This is a genomic window from Aurantimonas sp. A3-2-R12, from assembly GCF_036016755.1.
Classification (GTDB): Bacteria; Pseudomonadota; Alphaproteobacteria; order Rhizobiales; family Rhizobiaceae; genus Aurantimonas; species Aurantimonas coralicida_A.
Map to the genome: position 1 here is coordinate 13,949 of NZ_JAYXIH010000009.1, position 19,210 is coordinate 33,158.

At 63.7% G+C, this 19,210-nt stretch carries 12 protein-coding genes, 1 tRNA gene and 1 pseudogene; 8 read left to right on the forward strand and 6 right to left on the reverse strand.

Translation table 11 applies throughout. The features are described 5' to 3' along the window. Positions 1-27: 27 nt before the first annotated feature. Entirely contained in the window at positions 28-1,482 is a 1,455-nt protein-coding gene (locus VSX60_RS06735; RefSeq protein WP_327623383.1) for a glutamate synthase subunit beta, read from the reverse strand. Between the two features lie 259 nt (positions 1,483-1,741). After that, positions 1,742-6,364, reverse strand: a pseudogene (gene gltB, locus VSX60_RS06740) (glutamate synthase large subunit); the annotation flags it as partial. Between the two features lie 534 nt (positions 6,365-6,898). Between gltB and VSX60_RS06745 the strand changes: the two are divergent. Further along, entirely contained in the window at positions 6,899-8,263 is a 1,365-nt protein-coding gene (locus VSX60_RS06745; protein ID WP_327623384.1) for a sensor histidine kinase, read from the forward strand. On the opposite strand, the gene VSX60_RS06750 is transcribed toward VSX60_RS06745, so the two are convergent. Beyond that, positions 8,258-9,346 carry a lysylphosphatidylglycerol synthase transmembrane domain-containing protein gene (locus tag VSX60_RS06750; RefSeq protein ID WP_327623385.1) on the reverse strand — a complete coding sequence of 363 codons (1,089 nt, stop codon included), beginning with the start codon at positions 9,344-9,346 and terminating at the stop codon, positions 8,258-8,260. The genes VSX60_RS06745 and VSX60_RS06750 overlap by 6 nt on opposite strands. A gap of 200 nt (positions 9,347-9,546) precedes the next feature. Here VSX60_RS06750 and VSX60_RS06755 point away from each other — a divergent pair, with 200 nt between their 5' ends. After that, complete coding sequence (locus VSX60_RS06755) at positions 9,547-10,596, forward strand: threonine aldolase family protein (protein ID WP_327623386.1); 1,050 nt, start codon at positions 9,547-9,549, stop codon at positions 10,594-10,596. A gap of 368 nt (positions 10,597-10,964) precedes the next feature. Next, positions 10,965-11,189, forward strand: coding sequence for a ribosome modulation factor (locus VSX60_RS06760; RefSeq protein WP_327623387.1), 225 nt, complete (start codon positions 10,965-10,967; stop codon positions 11,187-11,189). Positions 11,190-11,249: 60 nt separating this feature from the next. On the opposite strand, the gene VSX60_RS06765 is transcribed toward VSX60_RS06760, so the two are convergent. Next, the gene (locus VSX60_RS06765; RefSeq protein ID WP_327623388.1) at positions 11,250-11,717 is read right to left on the reverse strand and encodes an Hsp20 family protein; all 468 of its coding nucleotides are present in this window, start codon (positions 11,715-11,717) and stop codon (positions 11,250-11,252) included. 589 nt (positions 11,718-12,306) lie between these two features. Here VSX60_RS06765 and VSX60_RS06770 point away from each other — a divergent pair. Then, positions 12,307-13,278, forward strand: coding sequence for an alpha/beta hydrolase (locus tag VSX60_RS06770; RefSeq protein ID WP_327623389.1), 972 nt, complete (start codon positions 12,307-12,309; stop codon positions 13,276-13,278). Between the two features lie 19 nt (positions 13,279-13,297). Here VSX60_RS06770 and hisN read toward each other — a convergent pair whose 3' ends face one another. Then, positions 13,298-14,071, reverse strand: a complete 774-nt coding sequence (hisN, locus tag VSX60_RS06775; RefSeq protein ID WP_327623390.1) for a histidinol-phosphatase — start codon at positions 14,069-14,071, stop codon at positions 13,298-13,300. A gap of 271 nt (positions 14,072-14,342) precedes the next feature. Beyond that, entirely contained in the window at positions 14,343-15,242 is a 900-nt protein-coding gene (locus tag VSX60_RS06780; RefSeq protein ID WP_327623391.1) for an N-formylglutamate amidohydrolase, read from the reverse strand. 157 nt (positions 15,243-15,399) lie between these two features. Between VSX60_RS06780 and cpdR the strand changes: the two genes are divergently transcribed. From cpdR to VSX60_RS06800, 4 genes are all read left to right on the forward strand, one after another. Continuing rightward, the gene (cpdR, locus tag VSX60_RS06785) at positions 15,400-15,765 is read left to right on the forward strand and encodes a cell cycle two-component system response regulator CpdR (protein WP_327623392.1); all 366 of its coding nucleotides are present in this window, start codon (positions 15,400-15,402) and stop codon (positions 15,763-15,765) included. Positions 15,766-15,872: 107 nt separating this feature from the next. Beyond that, positions 15,873-15,947, forward strand: a tRNA-Val gene (locus tag VSX60_RS06790). Between the two features lie 184 nt (positions 15,948-16,131). Further along, positions 16,132-17,763, forward strand: coding sequence for a peptide chain release factor 3 (locus tag VSX60_RS06795; protein WP_327623462.1), 1,632 nt, complete (start codon positions 16,132-16,134; stop codon positions 17,761-17,763). Between the two features lie 205 nt (positions 17,764-17,968). Next, entirely contained in the window at positions 17,969-18,976 is a 1,008-nt protein-coding gene (locus VSX60_RS06800; protein WP_442873063.1) for a methyltransferase, read from the forward strand. The last annotated feature ends 234 nt before the right edge of the window (positions 18,977-19,210 follow it).

Sequence of the window (19,210 nt, forward strand, 5' to 3'; positions counted from 1 at the left end):
ACAGGGTATCGAGGCCATTTTTCGCCGTCACCGCGGCAGGGTTGTCTCGCCCATCAGGTCGAGATCGATCGCCCGCGCCGCCTGCCGGCCCTCCCGGATCGCCCAGACGACCAGGGACTGGCCCCGCCGCGTATCGCCAGCAGCGTAGAGCTTGTCCACCGACGTCAGATAGCGGTCGTCGTCGGCCGCGATCGAGACGTTGCCGCGCCGGTCGGTGCGGGTCGCCAGGGCATCGCCCGCGTCGCGCATGAAGCTGTCCATGAACGGACCGGCGAAGCCGATGGCGATGAAGGCGAGATCCGCCTTGATGACGAACTCGGTTCCGGGCAGCGGCTTGCGTTGCTCGTCGACTTCCGCGCACTCGACTCCGGTCAGAATGCCGTCCTCGCCGACAAATGCGAGCGTCGCGATCTGGAATTCTCGGATCGCGCCTTCCGCCTGGCTCGACGAAGTCCGCATCTTGGTTGCCCAATAGGGCCAGACTTCGAGCTTATTCTCGGTCTTCGGCGGCTGCGGGCGAATGTCGAGCTGCGTCACCTTGACCGCGCCCTGGCGGAAGGCCGTGCCGACGCAATCCGATGCCGTGTCGCCGCCGCCGACCACGACGACATGCTTGCCACCGGCCCAGATCTCCTCGCTGGGCCAGCCGACGCTGGCGATATTCTCATTGGCGACCCGGCGATTCTGCTGCACGAGATAGGGCATCGCATCGTAGATACCGGTCAGCCCCTCGTCGGGAATCCCGGCGTCGCGCGGGCGCTCGGCGCCGCCGCAGAACAACACCGCGTCGTATTCGGCGGTCAGTTCCTCGACCCGCTTGTCCTTGCCGACATTGACGCCGCAGAAGAAGGTGACCCCCTCGCCTTCCATCTGCGCGACGCGCCGGTCGATCCAGTGCTTCTCCATCTTGAAGTCCGGAATGCCGTAGCGCATCAGGCCGCCGGGACGCGATTCCCGCTCGAATACATGCACGTCATGGCCAGCGCGGCCAAGCTGCTGCGCAGCGGCAAGACCCGCCGGCCCGGAGCCGATGATCGCGACTCGCTTGCCTGTCTTGGTCTTGGCCGGTTGCGGCTTGATCAGCCCAAGCTTGTGCGCCTTGTCGGCCAGTGCCTGTTCGACCGTCTTAATCGCCACCGGCACGTCTTCGAGGTTCAGCGTACAGGCTTCCTCGCAAGGCGCCGGGCAGATACGGCCGGTGAACTCGGGAAAATTGTTGGTCGAATGCAGGTTGCGGATCGCCGTCTCCCAGTCGCCCTGGTAGACGAGATCGTTCCAGTCCGGGATCTGGTTGTGGATCGGACAGCCCGTCGGCCCGTGGCAATAGGGAATGCCGCAGTCCATGCAGCGCGCCGCCTGCTTGCCGACTTCCTCGTCCGACATCGGCAGTGTGAACTCGCGGAAATGGCGAATGCGATCGGATGCCGGCTGATACTTGTGCGTCTGCCGATCGATCTCGAGAAATCCGGTTACCTTGCCCATGCCGTCACTCCATTCTTCCAGCTCATCTCAAGCCGGGAGCACTTCCTGGAACGAAGCCCGAGGAGCGCGCTGTCGCCCCACTCCGGACCCGGTTCAATCTGAATACAGGCGCCGCCGAGCCGGAGCCACTTTGCCTGCGCTGATGCCGCATTTCCCGTGGAAAGTCGACCATCCGGGGGGCTGCCGACGGTGCCGTGCGGCTCTGGCACACGCGACAACACCGGTTCGTCGGCTGGATGGAAAGACGCTGAGAAAGTCGCTACTCCGCCGCCACGCCCATGCGCATGCGCTCCATCTCCTGCAGCGCCCGGCGGTACTCGACCGGCATCACCTTGACGAATTTCGGCCGGTGAACCTCCCAGTTCTCCAGCATTTCCGCCGCCCGGCCCGAGCCGGTGTAATGGAGATGATTGGAGATCAGCTGGAACAGCCGCTCGTCGTCATGGCCGGTCATGTCCGAGGAAACGTCGACACGGCCCTTATAGGCGAGATCGCCGCCATGGTGGTGCAGCTTCTCCAGGAGATCGTCCTCCTCGGGCACCGGCTCCAGATCGACCATCGCCATGTTGCAGCGCTCGGCGAAGTCACCGACCGCGTCGTAGACATAGGCAACGCCGCCCGACATGCCGGCCGCGAAGTTGCGGCCTGTCTCGCCCAGGATCACCACGAGGCCACCGGTCATGTATTCGCAGCCATGATCGCCGACACCCTCGACAACCGCGATCGCGCCGGAATTGCGAACCGCGAAGCGCTCGCCGGCGACGCCCCTGAAATAGCATTCGCCCGAGATCGCGCCATAGAGCACGGTATTGCCAACGATGATCGACTCCTCCGGCACGACGCGGGAGTTGGCGCGCGGCTTGACGACGATGCGGCCGCCCGAGAGCCCCTTGCCGACATAGTCGTTGCCGTCGCCGGTCAACTCGAAGGTTATACCGCGCGCGAGAAACGCGCCGAAGCTCTGTCCGGCGGTGCCGCTGAGCTTCACCGTGATCGTATCGTCGCGCAGCCCCTTCAGGCCGTAGCGCCTGGCGACTTCGCCCGACAGCATCGCCCCGGTCGAGCGATCGACATTGGTGATCGGCGTTTCGATCACCACAATCTGCCGCGCCGTCAGGGCCGGTTCGGCCTCGGCGATCAGTTTACGGTCGAGAATATCGATGATCGGGTGCTCCTGACGCTTGGTCCAGCGCAGTTCCTCGGCCGGCGCGTCCGGCTTGAAGAACACCTTGGAGAAGTCGAGCCCCTTGGCCTTCCAGTGGTCGATCATCTCCTTGCGGTCGAGCAATTGCGACTCACCGATCAGTTCGGACAGATGGCGCACGCCCATCTCCGCCATGATCATGCGAACCTCTTCCGCCACGTAGAAGAAGAAGTTGATCACATGCTCGGGCGTGCCCTTGAAGCGCTTGCGCAGGACCGGATCCTGCGTCGCGACGCCGACCGGGCAGGTGTTGAGGTGGCACTTGCGCATCATGATGCAGCCGGCAGCGATCAGCGGCGCCGTCGAGAAGCCGAACTCGTCGGCGCCGAGCAGCGCCCCGACGATGACGTCGCGACCGGTCCTGAGACCCCCGTCGACCTGCAGGCAGATGCGCGAGCGCAGGCCGTTCAACACCAGCGTCTGCTGGGTCTCGGCAAGGCCCATTTCCCAGGGGCTGCCGGCGTGCTTGATCGAGGTCAGCGGTGAGGCGCCAGTACCGCCGTCGTAGCCGGCGACGATGATATGGTCGGCGCGCGCCTTGGCGACGCCCGCCGCGACCGTGCCGACGCCGACCTCGGAAACCAGCTTCACCGAAATATCGGCCGCCGAATTGACGTTCTTCAGATCGTAGATCAGCTGCGCCAGATCCTCGATCGAATAGATGTCGTGGTGCGGGGGCGGCGAGATCAGGCCGACGCCGGGCGTCGAGTGCCGGGTCTTGGCGATGGTCGCGTCGACCTTGTGGCCGGGCAGCTGCCCGCCCTCGCCGGGCTTGGCCCCTTGCGCGACCTTGATCTGCAGCATGTCGGCGTTGACCAGATATTCCGTCGTCACGCCGAACCGGCCCGATGCGATCTGCTTGATCGCCGAGCGCTCCGGATTCGCCGAGCCATCGCGCAGCGGCGTGAACCGGTCGGATTCCTCGCCGCCCTCGCCGGTGTTCGACTTGCCGCCGATGCGGTTCATCGCCCGGGCCAGCGTGGTGTGTGCCTCGCGCGAGATCGAGCCGAAGCTCATCGCCCCGGTGCAGAAGCGCTTGACGATGTCCTTGGCCGGTTCCACCTCGTCCAGCGGCACCGGCGCACGCCCCGCCTCCTCGGCGGCCTTGATGCGGAAGAGGCCCCGGATGGTGGAGTTCTGGACAGCGGACTCGTTCACCATCTTGGCGTAGTCCTGGTACTTCTCCCAGGAATCGGTCCGCACCGCGTGCTGCAGCGTCGCCACCGCGTCCGGCGACCAGATGTGGCTCTCGCCGCGCATCCGGTAGACATACTCACCGCCGATCTCGAGCGAGCGGGCCAGCACCGGATCGTCGGAGAAGGCCCGGGCGTGACGCTCGGCGGTCTCGCGCGCCACCTCGTCGAGGCCGACGCCTTCGATGGTCGTCGCCGTACCGGTGAAATACCGCTCGACGAAGTCCGTCTGCAGGCCGACCGCATCGAAGATCTGGGCGCCGCAATAGGACTGGTAGGTCGAGATGCCCATCTTGGACATCACCTTCAAAAGCCCCTTGCCCACCGACTTGATGTAGCGAGTGACGACCTCGTTCGGATCGACCTCCGGCGGGAATTCCTGCCGCCGGTGCATTTCGAGCAGCGTGTCGAAGGCGAGATAGGGGTTGATCGCCTCGGCCCCGTAGCCGGCCAGGCACGCGAAATGATGGACCTCGCGCGGCTCACCGGATTCGATCACGAGCCCGGCCGCCGTACGCAAGCCCTTGCGGATCAGGTGGTGATGGACCGCCGCGCAGGCGAGCAGCGCCGGGATCGGAATCCGGTCCGGGCCGACCTGGCGGTCCGACAGGATGATGATGTTGTAACCGCCGACGACCGCCGCCTCGGCACGTTCGCACAGCCGATCAAGCGCCCCCGCCATGCCCGCCGCGCCGCTTTCTGCCGCATAGGTCATGTCGAGCGTCTTGGTGTCGAAGCGATCCTCGGTGTGGCCGATATTGCGGATTTTCTCGAGGTCGCCATTGGTCAGGATCGGCTGGCGAACCTCCAGCCGCTTGCGGCGCGAGGAGCCTTCCAGATCGAAGATGTTCGGCCGCGGCCCGATGAACGAGACCAGGCTCATCACCAATTCCTCGCGGATCGGGTCGATCGGCGGATTGGTGACCTGGGCGAAGTTCTGCTTGAAATAGGTGTAGAGCAGCTTCGAGCTGGACGACATCGCCGAGATCGGTGTGTCGGTGCCCATCGAGCCGATCGCTTCCTGGCCGGTGGTGGCCATCGGCGCCATCAGCGTTCGGGTCTCCTCGATCGTGTAGCCGAAGGCCTGCTCGCGATCGAGCAGCGAGACGTCGGAGCGCGACGCCCGCGGCGCCACCGGCTTCAAATCTTCCAGGATGATCTGGGTGTTCTTCAGCCAGTCACGATAGGGGTGCGCGCCAGCCATCTCGCGCTTGATCTCGTCGTCGGAGACGATCCGGCCCTTTTCCAGATCGATCAAAAGCATCCGGCCCGGCTGTAGCCGCCACTTGGTGATGATCCGCTCTTCAGGGATTTCCAGCGTTCCGGCTTCCGAGGCCATGATGACGAGATCGTCGTCGGTGACGACGTAACGCGCCGGGCGCAAGCCGTTGCGGTCGAGCGTCGCGCCGATCTGCCTTCCGTCGGTGAAGGCCACGGCCGCCGGACCGTCCCAAGGCTCCATCAGCGCCGCGTGATACTCGTAGAAGGCCTGCGTATCCTTCGCCATCTGCTTGTTGCCGGCCCAGGCTTCCGGGATCAGCATCATCATGGCGTGGGCGAGCGGATAGCCGCCCTCGGTCAGGAACTCGAGCGCGTTGTCGAAGCAGGCTGTATCCGACTGGCCCTCGTAGGAGATCGGCCAGAGCTTGGAGATATCGTTGCCGAACAGCTCCGAATCGACGGAAGCCTGACGCGCCGCCATCCAGTTGACGTTGCCGCGCAGAGTGTTGATCTCGCCATTATGGGCGACCATCCGATAGGGATGCGCGAGCTTCCAGGACGGGAACGTGTTGGTTGAGAACCGCTGGTGGACGAGGGCGAGCGCGCTGGTGAAGCGCGGGTCCGTCAGGTCGGCGTAATACGGGCCGAGCTGATAGGCCAGGAACATTCCCTTGTAGACGATCGTCCGCGAGGAGAGCGACACGACGTAAAAGCCGATGTCCTCGCCCTTGGCCTCCGAATAGACGCGGTTCGAGACGACCTTGCGCAGGATGAAGAGCCGACGCTCGAAATCGTCGGCAGTCACCGATGGGCTCCGCGCGATAAAGATTTGCCGATGCACGGGCTCCGTCGCGACGATCTCGGGCGCCTGGGAAAGCTGATCGTTCGACACCGGCACGTCGCGCCAGCCGAGCACCGTCTGGCCTTCCTCGCGCGCCACGTCCTCGAACACCGTCTCGATGTGCCGCCGCTGTTCGGCGTCCCTCGGCATGAAGACATGACCAACGCCGTATTCACCGGGCTCCGGCAGATCGACGCTCTGAGCCGCCATCTCCTCCTTGAAGAAATCATGCGGAATCTGGACGAGCATTCCCGCTCCGTCGCCCATCAGCGGGTCTGCCCCGACCGCACCGCGGTGGGTCAGATTCCGGAGGATCTGCAAGCCCTTCTCGATGATCGAGTGGGACTTTTCGTTCTTCATATGGGCGATGAAACCGACGCCGCAGGCATCGTGTTCGTTGCGCGGATCGTAGAGCCCCATCCGTCCTGGCGCCGTGCGCGGTTTGATCGCTGCGGCGACGTCGGTGGTCGAGACCGCTGTCTCGAAGGTTTCGGCGTTGGACAGATTCGTCATCGCGTCGTCTCCCGTCGTCGCGGCGCCGGCGTTCAGCCGCGCCCGTGTCTTCGTCCGGCCATTTGCGGCCGCACTTTTGGGCCCGGTTCGGCGTGGCCCTCGGGGTATGTCCCCGCGTCCGGCCGCCGCCCGAGCATTCAATTTCAGCCGGCTTGTCGCACGACCTCTGGCGTCAGGATAGAACCCGGCCGCGTCTTTCAGGCGCGAAGCGCGCGCCCGCGCGGCCCATTTGCATCATATTATGACAGCAATGCTGTCCTATCGGCGGCAATATGGCAGAACGGTCGCGGATGGGCAAGAGCCTGTCCATGTTCCGGATCAACGGTCAGCAAACCGAGGGACTTTCATCCTTTAGCCTGCTAGCGTTCAATGACTGCGGGTTAGGCCAAGGCAGGACAAGCGCAGATGCGGTAAATAGGAAAGCAGGATTTGCGGGATCTCAATATGGAAGCCATTTCCGCCATCGACATCGTCGATACGATCACCAACGGCCTGCTGGTCCTGGACACCTCCCTGACAATCGCGTCCGCCAATCGGAACTTCTATTCGACATTCCATACGACGCCCGAGCGGACTATCGGACAGCGGCTCTTCGATCTGGGAAACGGGCAGTGGGACATTCCCGAACTACGGCACCTTCTGGAGCGGCTGATCCCCGAGAACCAAGTCGTCGAAGGCTACGAGATCGCGCATGAATTTCCCGATATTGGCCTGAAGAGCATGCGGCTGAACGCCCGCAAGGTCTATCGACCCGGTAACGATGTCGAGTTCTTTCTGCTGGTCATCGAGGATGTCACCGAGCTGCGCGCGCAGCAACGGGAGGCGGAGCGGAATTTCCAGCTGGCCCAGAACATCGTCGACACGATCCGCGATCCGCTGGTGATCTTGGAGTCCGACATGACGGTCGTGACGGCAAGTCGCGCGTTCCTGCGACTGTTCGATGCCTCGGCGGATCGGGTCGTCGGGCGTTCGCTGCGACATCTGGGGCAAGGGCAATGGGATGTGACCGCTTTGACGCGGTTGCTTGATCGCGTGGTGCCGGACGACAAACCCGTCGACGGCTTCCTGCTTGAGGACGAATTTCCCGGCCTTGGCAGACGAATTTTCAAGATCGACGCACGGAAGATCTTTCGCCCCGGCAACCATGTCACGCGACTGCTGGTGATCTTCGAGGATGCGACCGACGCGACACTTCTCGACCGCCACCGCGACATGCTCGCCGGCGAGCTAGCCCATCGCATCAAGAACAACCTTCAAGTCATCTCGTCTTTCGTGGCCTTCGAGCTACGGCGAGCAGCCGAGCCCTGCCGGGAAGGCTATCGCGCGATGCAGACCCGCATCAGTGCTGTGGCCGAACTCTATGACGTGATCGCCCATTCGAGCGCCTTCGGCCCGGTATCGATGCCGGACTACCTGGGCGGTATCGCCACGAGTATTCGAACGAGCCTGCTCGCCGAGGGTTCTGAAATTCAAATCCGGATCGATGCCGAGCCGCTCTCCATCCAGTCCGATCATGCCGTGCCGCTGGGCCTGATCGTCAACGAGCTGTCGACCAATGCGATCAAACACGCCTTTCCAGCCGGGAAAGGCGAGTTGACGATGGAGTTCCGGCTGCGGGACGGCGAAGCGGTCATGACCGTTCACGATAACGGTGTCGGCATAACCCCAGCGGGTGAAAGTTCCGGGCTCGGCTCGCGCTTTGTCGAAGCGTTCGTCAAGCAGATCGGCGGCACCATGGCTGTGGGCTCCGGCTCGAACGGAACGACTGTGACCGTGCGCCTGCCAAAGTCCATCCTGGCCGATTCATAGAACCGGCCGAAGCTTATCGTTGTCGACAACGGGAGCGCATGAGACGATCTCCTCGACCTTCGACTCAGCCTCTCGCGCCTGCCGAATATCGATTCCGCTCCGCCACAGAAACCACAGGCCGATCACGACCATCAACGCGATGGTGAGAACGTGGTTGAACAGGATCATCGCCAGCGCCTGCTCGTCGGGTACCCCGAGCAGCTTCAACGCGAAGCCGGAGCCGATGACGAAACCGCCGGGGACGCGGACGAACCGGGCCAGCACCAGAGCAAAACCCGCGAAAATCATCAGGAAAAGATAGTCGAGCGGAGCCAGCACGATACCGACCGCCAGACCGGCCCAGAGGAAATGCGTTGCCGCGATGAACTTCATCACCACGCTGGCCAACACCGCCCCGATCTGGCGGTTGCGATCACGCGGCCAGACGATGCCGTCGCGAATCGCCTGCCTCAGCCCGTCAAGCCGCCCCCGCCCCCTCGCGGCCAGCCAGTCGACGCAGCGGCTGACCCGGGCGTTCTCTCGCCCCAGCGGCGAGCGCCCGATGAAAAGCAGGTACAACAGCCCGGAAAACAACAGGAGGTTCAAGCCGCCCGCGACCGCCAGCCCCGTCCTCACATCGCCGTCGACATCCGGAATTCGGACGGCCAGCGCCACGAAAGCGGCGAGCAACGCGAAGACGATTCCGTCCAGAAACCGCTCGATCGCCGATGTCATGAGCACGCTGGCCATCCGCAGCCCCTCCAGCCGCGCGATCAGCCATGAGCGCACAAGCGGGCTGATGCCGAGCGGAACGACAATCGCGACCCCGTAGCCCGCCATGATCGCCCCGAACAGCCTGACGCTCGAGATCGGCTTCAGATCGAACAGGATCTGGCGCCATTTCCAGCCGCGGGTCAGTTGCTCGAGCAGGATCGTTGCCACCAGCATGACCAGCCAGCCCATGTGGGCGGTCGCGATCGCCGACAGAAATCGGCCGACGTCGAGGCCCCGGTAAAGCCAGAACAGGGTTGCCAGCGCGACGGCGGCCCCGATTGCCGGAAGCACCCACCGGAAAAATATGCCCGGGCCATTGTCGGTCGTCATGGATTTCGCGATCGCCATTCGGTGCTGCTAGCATTCCGATGTGAACTTCGACACGACAAATTCGACTTCGCGGATATCGGACACGCGAAGGTGAGCGGATGTCATCGCCACCGGCAAGCCAGGGGAAGCGGTCGCCGCCCTCTCCAGCTTCGTCATGACCCTGCCTTGCCCTCGGCGACGCGGCGCGATACGGCACCGCCATGATTTTCGCTTCCGACAACTGGTCCGGCGCCCATCCGGCGATCAACGCGGCTCTTTCCACCCATGGCGACGGCATGGCCGCCGCCTATGGCGCCAGTGACCTCGACAAGACCGTCGAGCGCCGCTTCGACGAGATTTTCGAACGCGAGGTGGCGGTGTTTTTCGTCGGCACCGGCACGGCCGCCAACTCATTGGCATTCGCCGCCGTGAACCGGCCGGGCGGCGTCGTGCTCTGCCACCGCGAGGCCCATGTCATCGAGGACGAGTGCGGCGCGCCGGAATTCTTCACCCATGGCGCCCGCCTGGCACCGATCGACGGGGCCGACGGCAAGATCGATCCGCTCAACCTCCAGCGCGAGATTGCCCGCTTCAAGCCGGATTTCGTCCATGCGGGTCAGCCGATGGCCGTGACGATCAGCCAGCCGGGCGAAGCAGGCACACTCTATTCGGGCGACGAGATCGAGACGATCGCCCGCATCGCCCATGCCCGCGGCCTGACGCTGCACATGGACGGCGCGCGCTTTGCCAACGGCCTCGTCGCCACCGGTCTGACGCCGGCCGAGATGACCTGGAAGCGCGGCGTCGACATCCTGTCCTTCGGCGCCACCAAGAACGGCTGCTGGTGCGCCGAAGCCGTCGTCTTCTTCGATCCGGACAAGGCTCGCCAGTTTCCTTACATCCGCAAGCGCGGCGCCCAGCTATTTTCCAAGACGCGCTTCGTCGCCGCCCAGTTCATGGCCTATCTCGAGGACGATTTGTGGCTCGACCTTGCGGGCCACGCCAATCGCATGGCCGATCGCCTGCGCGCCGGAATCGACGCGAGCCCGCACGCGCGACAGGCGTGGGAGACCCATACCAACGAGAGCTTCGCCATTCTCGATTCCGGTCTCGCCGAGACTTTGCGCGGCAAAGGCGCCGTGTTCTACGACTGGAATCCGCCACATGGGGTGCACGACCTCGTCGGCGATGACGAGACCCTGGTTCGCCTGGTGACCAGCTGGTCGACCGCGGAAGCTGAGATCGACCGCTTCTGCGATCTGATCGCCTAGTGGTCCGATTTCGACATTTGCATCCCGCTTGGAGCACCCTGGCAAGCAAATGTCGAAATCAAAGGACCACTAGCAACTTTATGACTCTCGTGGATTTTTCAAATTTGACATTTGATTTCGAGTCCGCCGCACGTGGGTATCAAATGTCAAATTTAATCCACTAGATCACCGGACGCGGAAAACCCGTTCCATTTTTGCTCAACGCGCGCTCGCGTCGGCGGGTTGACGGACCGGTGCGAGAGGGTCAGATTCGNATCACCGGACGCGGAAAACCCGTTCCATTTTTGCTCAACGCGCGCTCGCGTCGGCGGGTTGACGGACCGGTGCGAGAGGGTCAGATTCGGTCACCTGCAACGAAGGAGATCGTCATGTCCACAGACGCTACCGAGCAAGGCAGGCTCGCCTTCCGCAACAACTTTCCGATGTCGTCCTGCCAGTATCCCGTCGGCTCGTCCTTGCGGGCAGCCTGGATGAATGGCTGGACCGAGGCGCGCAACGCTGCGCCAGAGAGTTCGGTCGGCCATCCCAGCATGATGAAGGACGCGCGGACCGCCGTGAATCTCGGCCGGATCGACGCACCACACGAATCCTGAGTTCCCGACAAGAAAACGGCGCCCTTTCGAGCGCCGTTTTCATTTACCAGGAAAGCAGGGTCAGGCGGCATTCGCCTCGAGCTGCTTGGCGTTGCCGTTATCGGCCGTCGCGATCTCGATCTTGCGCGGCTTCATCGCCTCCGGAATGACCCGGACGAGATCGATGTGGAGCAGGCCATTCTTTAGGCTCGCGCCCTTCACCTCGACATATTCGGCGAGCTGGAACCGGCGCTCGAAGGCGCGGCCCGCGATGCCGCGATAAAGGGTCTCGTTTCCGGACCCTTCCTCGGTCTCCGCCTTTTCGCCCTTCACCGTCAGCACGTTCTCGCGCGCTTCGATCGACAGCTCCTCGTCGCCGAAGCCGGCGACGGCGATGGTCACGCGATAGGCGTTCTCGCCAGTGCGTTCGATATTGTAGGGCGGATAGGTCGGGCTGTTGTCCGCGACACTCTGGCTGTCGAGCAGCGAGAAAAGCCGGTCGAAACCGACGGTGGAGCGGTACAGCGGAGCAAAGTCTACGTGACGCATGGTGTTCTCCATTCAGAAGCAACGATGTTTGCGTTTGGCGCGAAGCGTGCATCCCAAATCTGGCGATGCTGCCCGGCCAGCGGCCCCATATCGGCGACCGCACAAATAAAATGGTGAGCCGGATTTTGCGGTTCAAGGGTTTGTGGAGGGCTCGGATTGCGCCGTTCGGCAGAGCCGAAGGGCTTGCATCACGAAATATAACCCTTTGATTCGTCGCAATTTTTCTCCTGAACTGAAAATGAACGTTGCCTTCCGCAACCGTTCAGGTGGCTCTGGGCATAGTGGCGCTCATGGTTCGGTCGATCAGCCCAGCCGGTTCCCTGGATGATGGGGCACCCGGCTGCCCGGTCATCGAGCCGGACAGATTTCCGCCGGACTCCGGTGGAACCGAAACGGTCGCAGCGTCCCGTCCCTTCCGCTGTGGCCGCTCCAGCCGGGAGCCTCGAAGGGGGCTCCCGGTTTTTTCATGCTCTCTCGCCGTTCGGTTAAATTTTGACCGGCTCCGCCTGCGACTCTACAAGCCGAATCGTCCATGCTGTTCGGGATGCGCCCGTGGCGGCGCGAAACGTTATTTGTAGGCCGAGTGGCGATGAACGAAGCCTTCGATCCAAGCGAACTGGTCAGCAGCGCTGGCAATCCCGCCCCGCCGGGGATCAGCGCGTCGAGTTTTCGCACTCCGGACGGCAAACGCCTGCGCTATGCCATTGCGCCCAGTCAGCTGCCACGCACCCGCGGCACGATCATCCTGCTGCAGGGGCGCAACGAGGCGATCGAGAAATATTTCGAGACCATCGGCGACCTGACCGGTCGCGGCTACATGGTCGTGACCTTCGACTGGCGCGGCCAGGGCGGCTCTCAACGCCTGATTCGCAACACCCGGCTCGGCTACGTCCGCAAATTCCGCAATTACGTCAACGACCTGGAAAGCTTCGTCCAGGACGTGGTGCTTCCCGATTGCCGCGGCCCCTACGCGATCCTCGCCCATTCCATGGGCGGACTGATCGCGCTGCAGGCCTCGCCGCGGCTGATGAACGTCATCGAACGGATGGTCCTCAGCGCGCCGCTGATATCCTTCCCGCCCGGCCGGATCGGCCTGCGTGGACTGAACCGCGTGGCGCGGCTGGCACAACTGGTCGGGCTGGGCCGCGTGCCCACGCATCCCTTCCAGAATCGCAACCACTCACCGAGCCCGACGACCAGCGTGCTGACCAGCGACCCGCGCCGCCTCGAACGCAATCAGGCCCTCGCCCAGGCCGCCCCCCAGCTGTTTCTGGGCAGTCCTACGATCGCCTGGCTCGCCGCGGTCTCCGGGGCAATGGTGCGACTAACCGATTCCGACTGGATCGCCCGGCTCGCCATCCCGACCCTGATCATCGGCGCCGGCGACGACCGGGTGGTGGCAACCCCCGCGGCCGAGCGGCTGGCCTGGCGCATGCGTTCCGGCTCCAGCCTGACGATTCCCTTCGCCCGTCATGAATTGCTGCAGGAGGCCGACCGGTTCCGCGAGCCCTTCCTCGAAGCGTTCGATGCTTTCGTGGGCGGCGCTCTGCCGCTGGATTGATCGGGACCGGCGAACGCCGTCAGCCGTTGAGAATCGCCAGCGCCGCCGCATGCAATTCAGGTGTCGCGGCGGCGACGATATCGCCGCCCGCTTCCGGCCGGCCACCATCGAAGGTTGTCACCACGCCGCCCGCCTGCTCGATGATCGGCACAAGCGCCACGATGTCGTAGGGCTTCAGATCCGACTCGACCACGAGATCGGCGTGACCGGCCGCGAGCATACAATAGGCGTAGCAGTCGACGCCAAAGCGGGTCAGCTGCGCCCCGGCTTCCAGTTTCTCGAAGCGGCGGAGTCCCTCACCCGAAAACATCCGCGGCGAGGTGGTGAACAGAGTCGCCTCGTCAAGCCTGCGCGTCGGCCGCACGCCGAGCCGGCTTCGCTGGCCCCGATGCTCGCACCAGGCGGCTTCACCGTCGGCGAAATAGCGCTCTCCGGTAAACGGTTGCGACATTAGCCCCATCCGCGCCCGGCCCGCCTGACAATAGCCGATCAGCGTGCCCCAGACCGGAACGCCGGATATGAAGGCTCTGGTGCCGTCGATGGGGTCGATCACCCATAGATGCTCGCTGTTTCCTTGGGCGCCGAACTCCTCACCGAGCACCGCATGGTCCGGGTAGCGCGCGCCAATGGCCGCAACGATCGCCCGCTCGGCGGCCCGATCGGCCTCCGTCACCGGATCGAAAGCCGCGGCCAGCTTGTTGTCGACGCTGCCACCGGCGCGAAACCGGGGCAGCGTCTCGGCGTCGGCGACATCGGCGAGATGGAAGAGCGACGCGATCTCGGGCAGTTCCATGGCACGGACTCGCTGCTGGACGGTGAACGGCTGGAAGGATCCCAACTCGCTAGGACTCACACGCCTCGATATGCGGCAATTTTACGCATCGCCTCGAAATGTGTCAAAATGGGATTGACAGATTTCGCACTGCAACATAAATCCTGCCGTGCGGCTTTGATTTGCCGCCGCCCTGATGGGCGTTTCCTCCCTAGACTCTTGACCGCACTGTTTCAACGCAGTGCGGTTTTTTTGTCCGCGCATCGCCACGCGATCGGAGATCGCGAGCGCGCTATTCGGCGGCCGCGGGCCAAGCGTAGTCCGACGCGACCTCTGCGGCGAACCCGGCCACAAACGTTGTGAGTCGCTGACGCAGGGCATCGAACCCCGCATGGGGACGGAATTGGCGTTCGTCGGCGTAAAGGCCGCGATTGATCTCGATCTGCAAGGCATGAAAGCCCACCGGCGGGCGGCCGTAGCGTTCGGTGATGAAGCCGCCGGCATAGGGCTTGTTGCGCGCAACGTCGTATCCGAGCGCGACGATGCGGCTGGTCGCGATGGAGACCAGCCGGCCGGCCGCACTGGTCCCGAATCGGTCGCCGATCACGATATCGGGCCGGCGCCCCCCCGGCAGCGCGCGCACGCTCGACGGCATCGAGTGACAGTCGATCAGGATCGCCAGGCCGAAGCGCTCCCGCGTCCGCTGCAGGGCCTCTTCGATTGCTTGGTGAAACGGCTTGTAGAGCTCCTCGATCCGCCGCAACCCCTCTGCCAGCGGCAGGACGTCACGGTAAATCTCCTCGTTCTCGGCGACGATACGCGGAATCGTGCCGAGGCCCCCCGCCACGCGAATCGAGCCGGCATTGACGAAGGCGGGCAGCGTCTCGGCGAACATCTTGGGATCGAGTTCGTAGGGTTCGCGGTTGACGTCGAGATAAGCCCGGGGAAAACGGGCCGCCAGAAGCGGAGCCCCGAGCTCGGGCACGAAGTCGAACAGCCGATCAACGTAAAGATCCTCCGACCGCCGAATCGATTCGCCCGACAGGCGCGTCGCCGCCATGAAATCCGACGGATAGTCCCGCCCGCTATGGGGCGAGCAGAAGACGAAGGGGATGGTCGGCTCGTCGGGTTCGAGGATTTCGAAGGCCGGGATCGTTCCGGCTGCGGTCTCGATTGTCGGGGTTTTCGCCAAACTGAGCCTTTCCAGCCGGGTGACGCATCATATTTTTTCGTACAGGTTGGCCAGACGTTCATTCCTTTTAGAAAATCTTGGGCCATTCTGCTATGGAATTGTCCCTAGAACGAACCAGCCGCCGGGATCGTTGCCCGACCGTATCCGGATAACATGAATGCCAAAGATACTACTCGCCGAAGACGACAACGATATGCGCCGTTTCCTCGCCAAGGCGTTGGAAAAAGCCGGCTACGAGGTCGTCAGCTACGACAATGGCGGCAGCGCCTACGAACGGTTGCGCGAGGAGCCGTTTTCGCTGCTCCTGACCGACATCGTCATGCCGGAGATGGACGGGATCGAACTCGCCCGCCGGGCGACTGAACTCGACCCGGACCTCAAGGTGATGTTCATCACCGGATTCGCGGCCGTCGCCCTCAACCCGGATTCGAAAGCGCCCAAGGACGCCAAGATCCTGTCGAAGCCGTTCCACCTGCGCGAGCTCGTCGACGAAGTCAGCAAGATGCTGGAAGACGCGGCCTAGCAGAGTTGTCGGGGGGTCTCTGGGCCCGGCTCGAAAACAGTCTTTCGGCCGGCCGTGATCCTATTGACGCGGGCTCAAATCTCGTGTTCTAAGCCGCCTCGTCGGATGGGCGTGTAGCTCAGCGGGAGAGCACTTCGTTGACATCGAAGGGGTCACAGGTTCAATCCCTGTCACGCCCACCATCCGCCTTCAACTCTTTGCCTGAGCGATAGACAGGCCGGATCGTCCGGCAATGTGCGGGCTTATGCTTCGCAGGGACCGAGAGCTTGACGCTCCGCCGCCGCCAGGGCCTGTCCGGGACATCGGCACCGACCACGGCAGATGCGGCCGCCGACCGACAACACGGAATACGCCAATATGCCCGCCATGGATGACCAAGCCGACGCAGATCGCTCCACCGCGCCGGTGGACCCCGAGCGCGCCGGGCAGGCCGAAACTGGCCACCGCGCCCGGCGAACCTTCGCCATCATCTCCCATCCGGACGCCGGCAAGACCACGCTGACCGAAAAGCTGCTTCTGGCCGGCGGCGCCATCGAAATGGCCGGTGCCGTCCGCTCGAAGGGCGACGGGCGGCGGGCCAAATCCGACTGGATGGACATCGAGAAGAGCCGTGGCATCTCGGTGACCTCCTCGGTGATGACCTTCGAAAAGAACGGCATCACCTTCAACCTCCTGGACACGCCCGGCCACAGCGACTTTTCCGAGGACACCTACCGGACCCTGACCGCGGTCGACAGCGCCATCATGGTGATCGACGCCGCCAAGGGCATCGAGACCCAGACCCGCAAGCTGTTCGAGATCTGCCGGCTGCGCGACATCCCGATCATCACCTTCGTCAACAAGATCGACCGCGAAGGCCGCGATCCGTTCGAGCTGCTCGACGAGATCGAGGAGATGCTGGCGCTATCCGTCGCGCCGGTGGTCTGGCCGGTCGGCCAGGGTGGCCAGTTCAAGGGATGCTACGATCTCGCCTCGAACGACTTCCTCGCCGCCGGCGGCGCGCGTGACGTGACGCACACCGAGGGGCTCGACGATCCCGCCTTGGCAGCCCTGATTCCGGCCGACATCCACGCGCCGTTCCGTGACGCCGCCTCGCTGGCCAGCGAAGGTTATGCCGATTTCGACCCGGTCGCCTATCGCCAGGGCCATCTGACGCCGGTGATCTTCGGCAGCGCGCTGCAGAACTTCGCCGTCGACCGGCTGCTCGACCTCATCGCCGCACACGCGCCCTCGCCGCGTCCGCAACCCTCCGACAAGGGGCCTGTCGATCCGGACGGCGACTGCGTCTCCGGCTTCGTCTTCAAGGTCCAGGCCAATATGGACCCCAAGCACCGCGACCGTGTCGCCTTCGTGCGGTTCTGCTCGGGTCATTTCAAGCGCGGCATGAAGCTCGACCATGTGCGCTCCGGCAAGGCGCTGGCCGTGTCGAACCCGATCTATTTCTTCGCCCAGGAGCGCGCACGCACGGAGGAAGCCTTTGCCGGCGACGTCATCGGCATCCCCAACCACGGGACGCTGCGCGTCGGCGACACGCTGAGCGAGGGCGAGAGCTTCCGCTTCACCGGTCTGCCAGCCTTCGCGCCGGAAGTGCTGCGTCGTGTGCGCCTCGAGGATTCGATGAAGCTCAAGCAACTCCGCCGGGCGCTCGACGATCTCGCCGAGGAGGGCCTCGTCCAGGTGTTCCGGCCGTCGATCGGCTCGACCTGGATCGTCGGCGTTGTCGGCCCGCTTCAGCTCGACGTCCTCGCCTCGCGCATCGCGGCCGAATACAAGGCGGACGTCACCTTCGAGCCGGTGTCCTCCAGCGTCGCCCGCTGGATTCGCTCCGACAGCGAAAGCGCGCTTGCCGCCTTCATCAAGGAGAACATCACCCATGTCGCCCGCGACCGTGACGAGCGGCCGGTCTTCCTATGCCGCGACGACTGGGACCTGCGCTTCACCATGGAGCGCAACAAGGACATTATCTTCGACGCCACCCGCGAGATCGTCGGTCAGTAAGTCCACCAGGGTCGGCGTGAACGGCTGCTCGTAACCTGCGGAGATGCCGGGACCCGTCTACCCCGCAGGACGATCGCCGCGCACATCACAACGACAAAACCGGACGCACCTGCCTCTGCCTACGCAACGGAAAGCCTCCAACCAGTCACGACGATTCCTTTGTGATAGTATTCTTCCGCACCTAACTCTGGGGAGGATGGCATCCATGACTTTCGCGCCTGACAACATCATGAAGCTTGGAATGGGGTTCTGGGGATCCAAGGCCCTTTTGAGTGCGGTCGAACTGGGCGTGTTCAGCGTTCTGGCAAAAGCTCCGGCTGATCTGCCGACCTTGCAAAGGAAGCTCGGTCTCCATCAGCGTGCATCTCGCGATTTCCTCGATGCTCTGGTCGCGCTCGGTGTGCTCGACCGGGAGAACGGGGTTTATCGTAATGCCCCTGACGCCGACCTTTTTCTCGACAAGGCCAAGCCGTCCTATGTCGGCGGCATGCTGGAAATGGCAAACGCCCGACTGTTCGGATTCTGGGATTCCCTGACCGAAGCCTTGCGGACCGGCGAGATGCAGAACGAAGGAAAGCGCGGCGATGCCGACCTGTTCGATTCGCTCTACGCCGAACCCAAGCGGCTGGAATCCTTCCTGCAAGCCATGAGCGGGCTCAGCGCCGGAGCAGCCCAGGTTCTTGCTGAGCGGTTTCCTTGGAGCGACTACAGCAACATGATGGACGTCGGCACCGCGCAGGGCATGGTTCCTGTCACGCTGGCGCGGACGCATAGCCATCTCACGGGGGTCGGCTTCGACCTCCCGCCGGTGCGACCGATCTTCGAAGCGTTCGCGGCGCAGAACAGACTGTCGGAACGCGTAAAGTTCCACGCCGGGGATTTCTTTCAGGACGAGTTCCCGGCCACCGACGTGATCGTCATGGGACATATTCTGCACGACTGGGATTTCGCCACGAAGAAATCACTCATCGAAAAAGCCTTCAGCGCAGTTCCGAAGGGCGGCGCGCTGATCGTCTACGACACCGTCATCGACGACGATCGCCGCGAGAACGCATTCGGCCTTCTGATGAGCCTGAACATGCTGATCGAGACCCGTGGCGGCTTCGACTATACCGGCGCCGACTGTCAGGAATGGATGCGCCAGGTGGGGTTCTCGGCAACCCGCGTCGAGCCGTTGGCCGGCCCGGATTCCATGGTAATCGGCATCAAGTAAGTCCGCCACAACAAAGCCGTCTCTGCCGCAAGTGCCGGTACCGGACCATCGGAGCAGGACCGTCACGCTCAATTTCCGGTGCAAGGAGGCGTTATCTATTGCGTCAACGTCGATGCCTTTTACGACAGCGGCGGCGCCGGGATCGGCGACTGCCCGAGAAGGCCGGTGCCGGCACGCTCCGTCCATTGCTGGCGAGCGAGACTCTACAATTTCGGTGATGTTATCCGCATACCG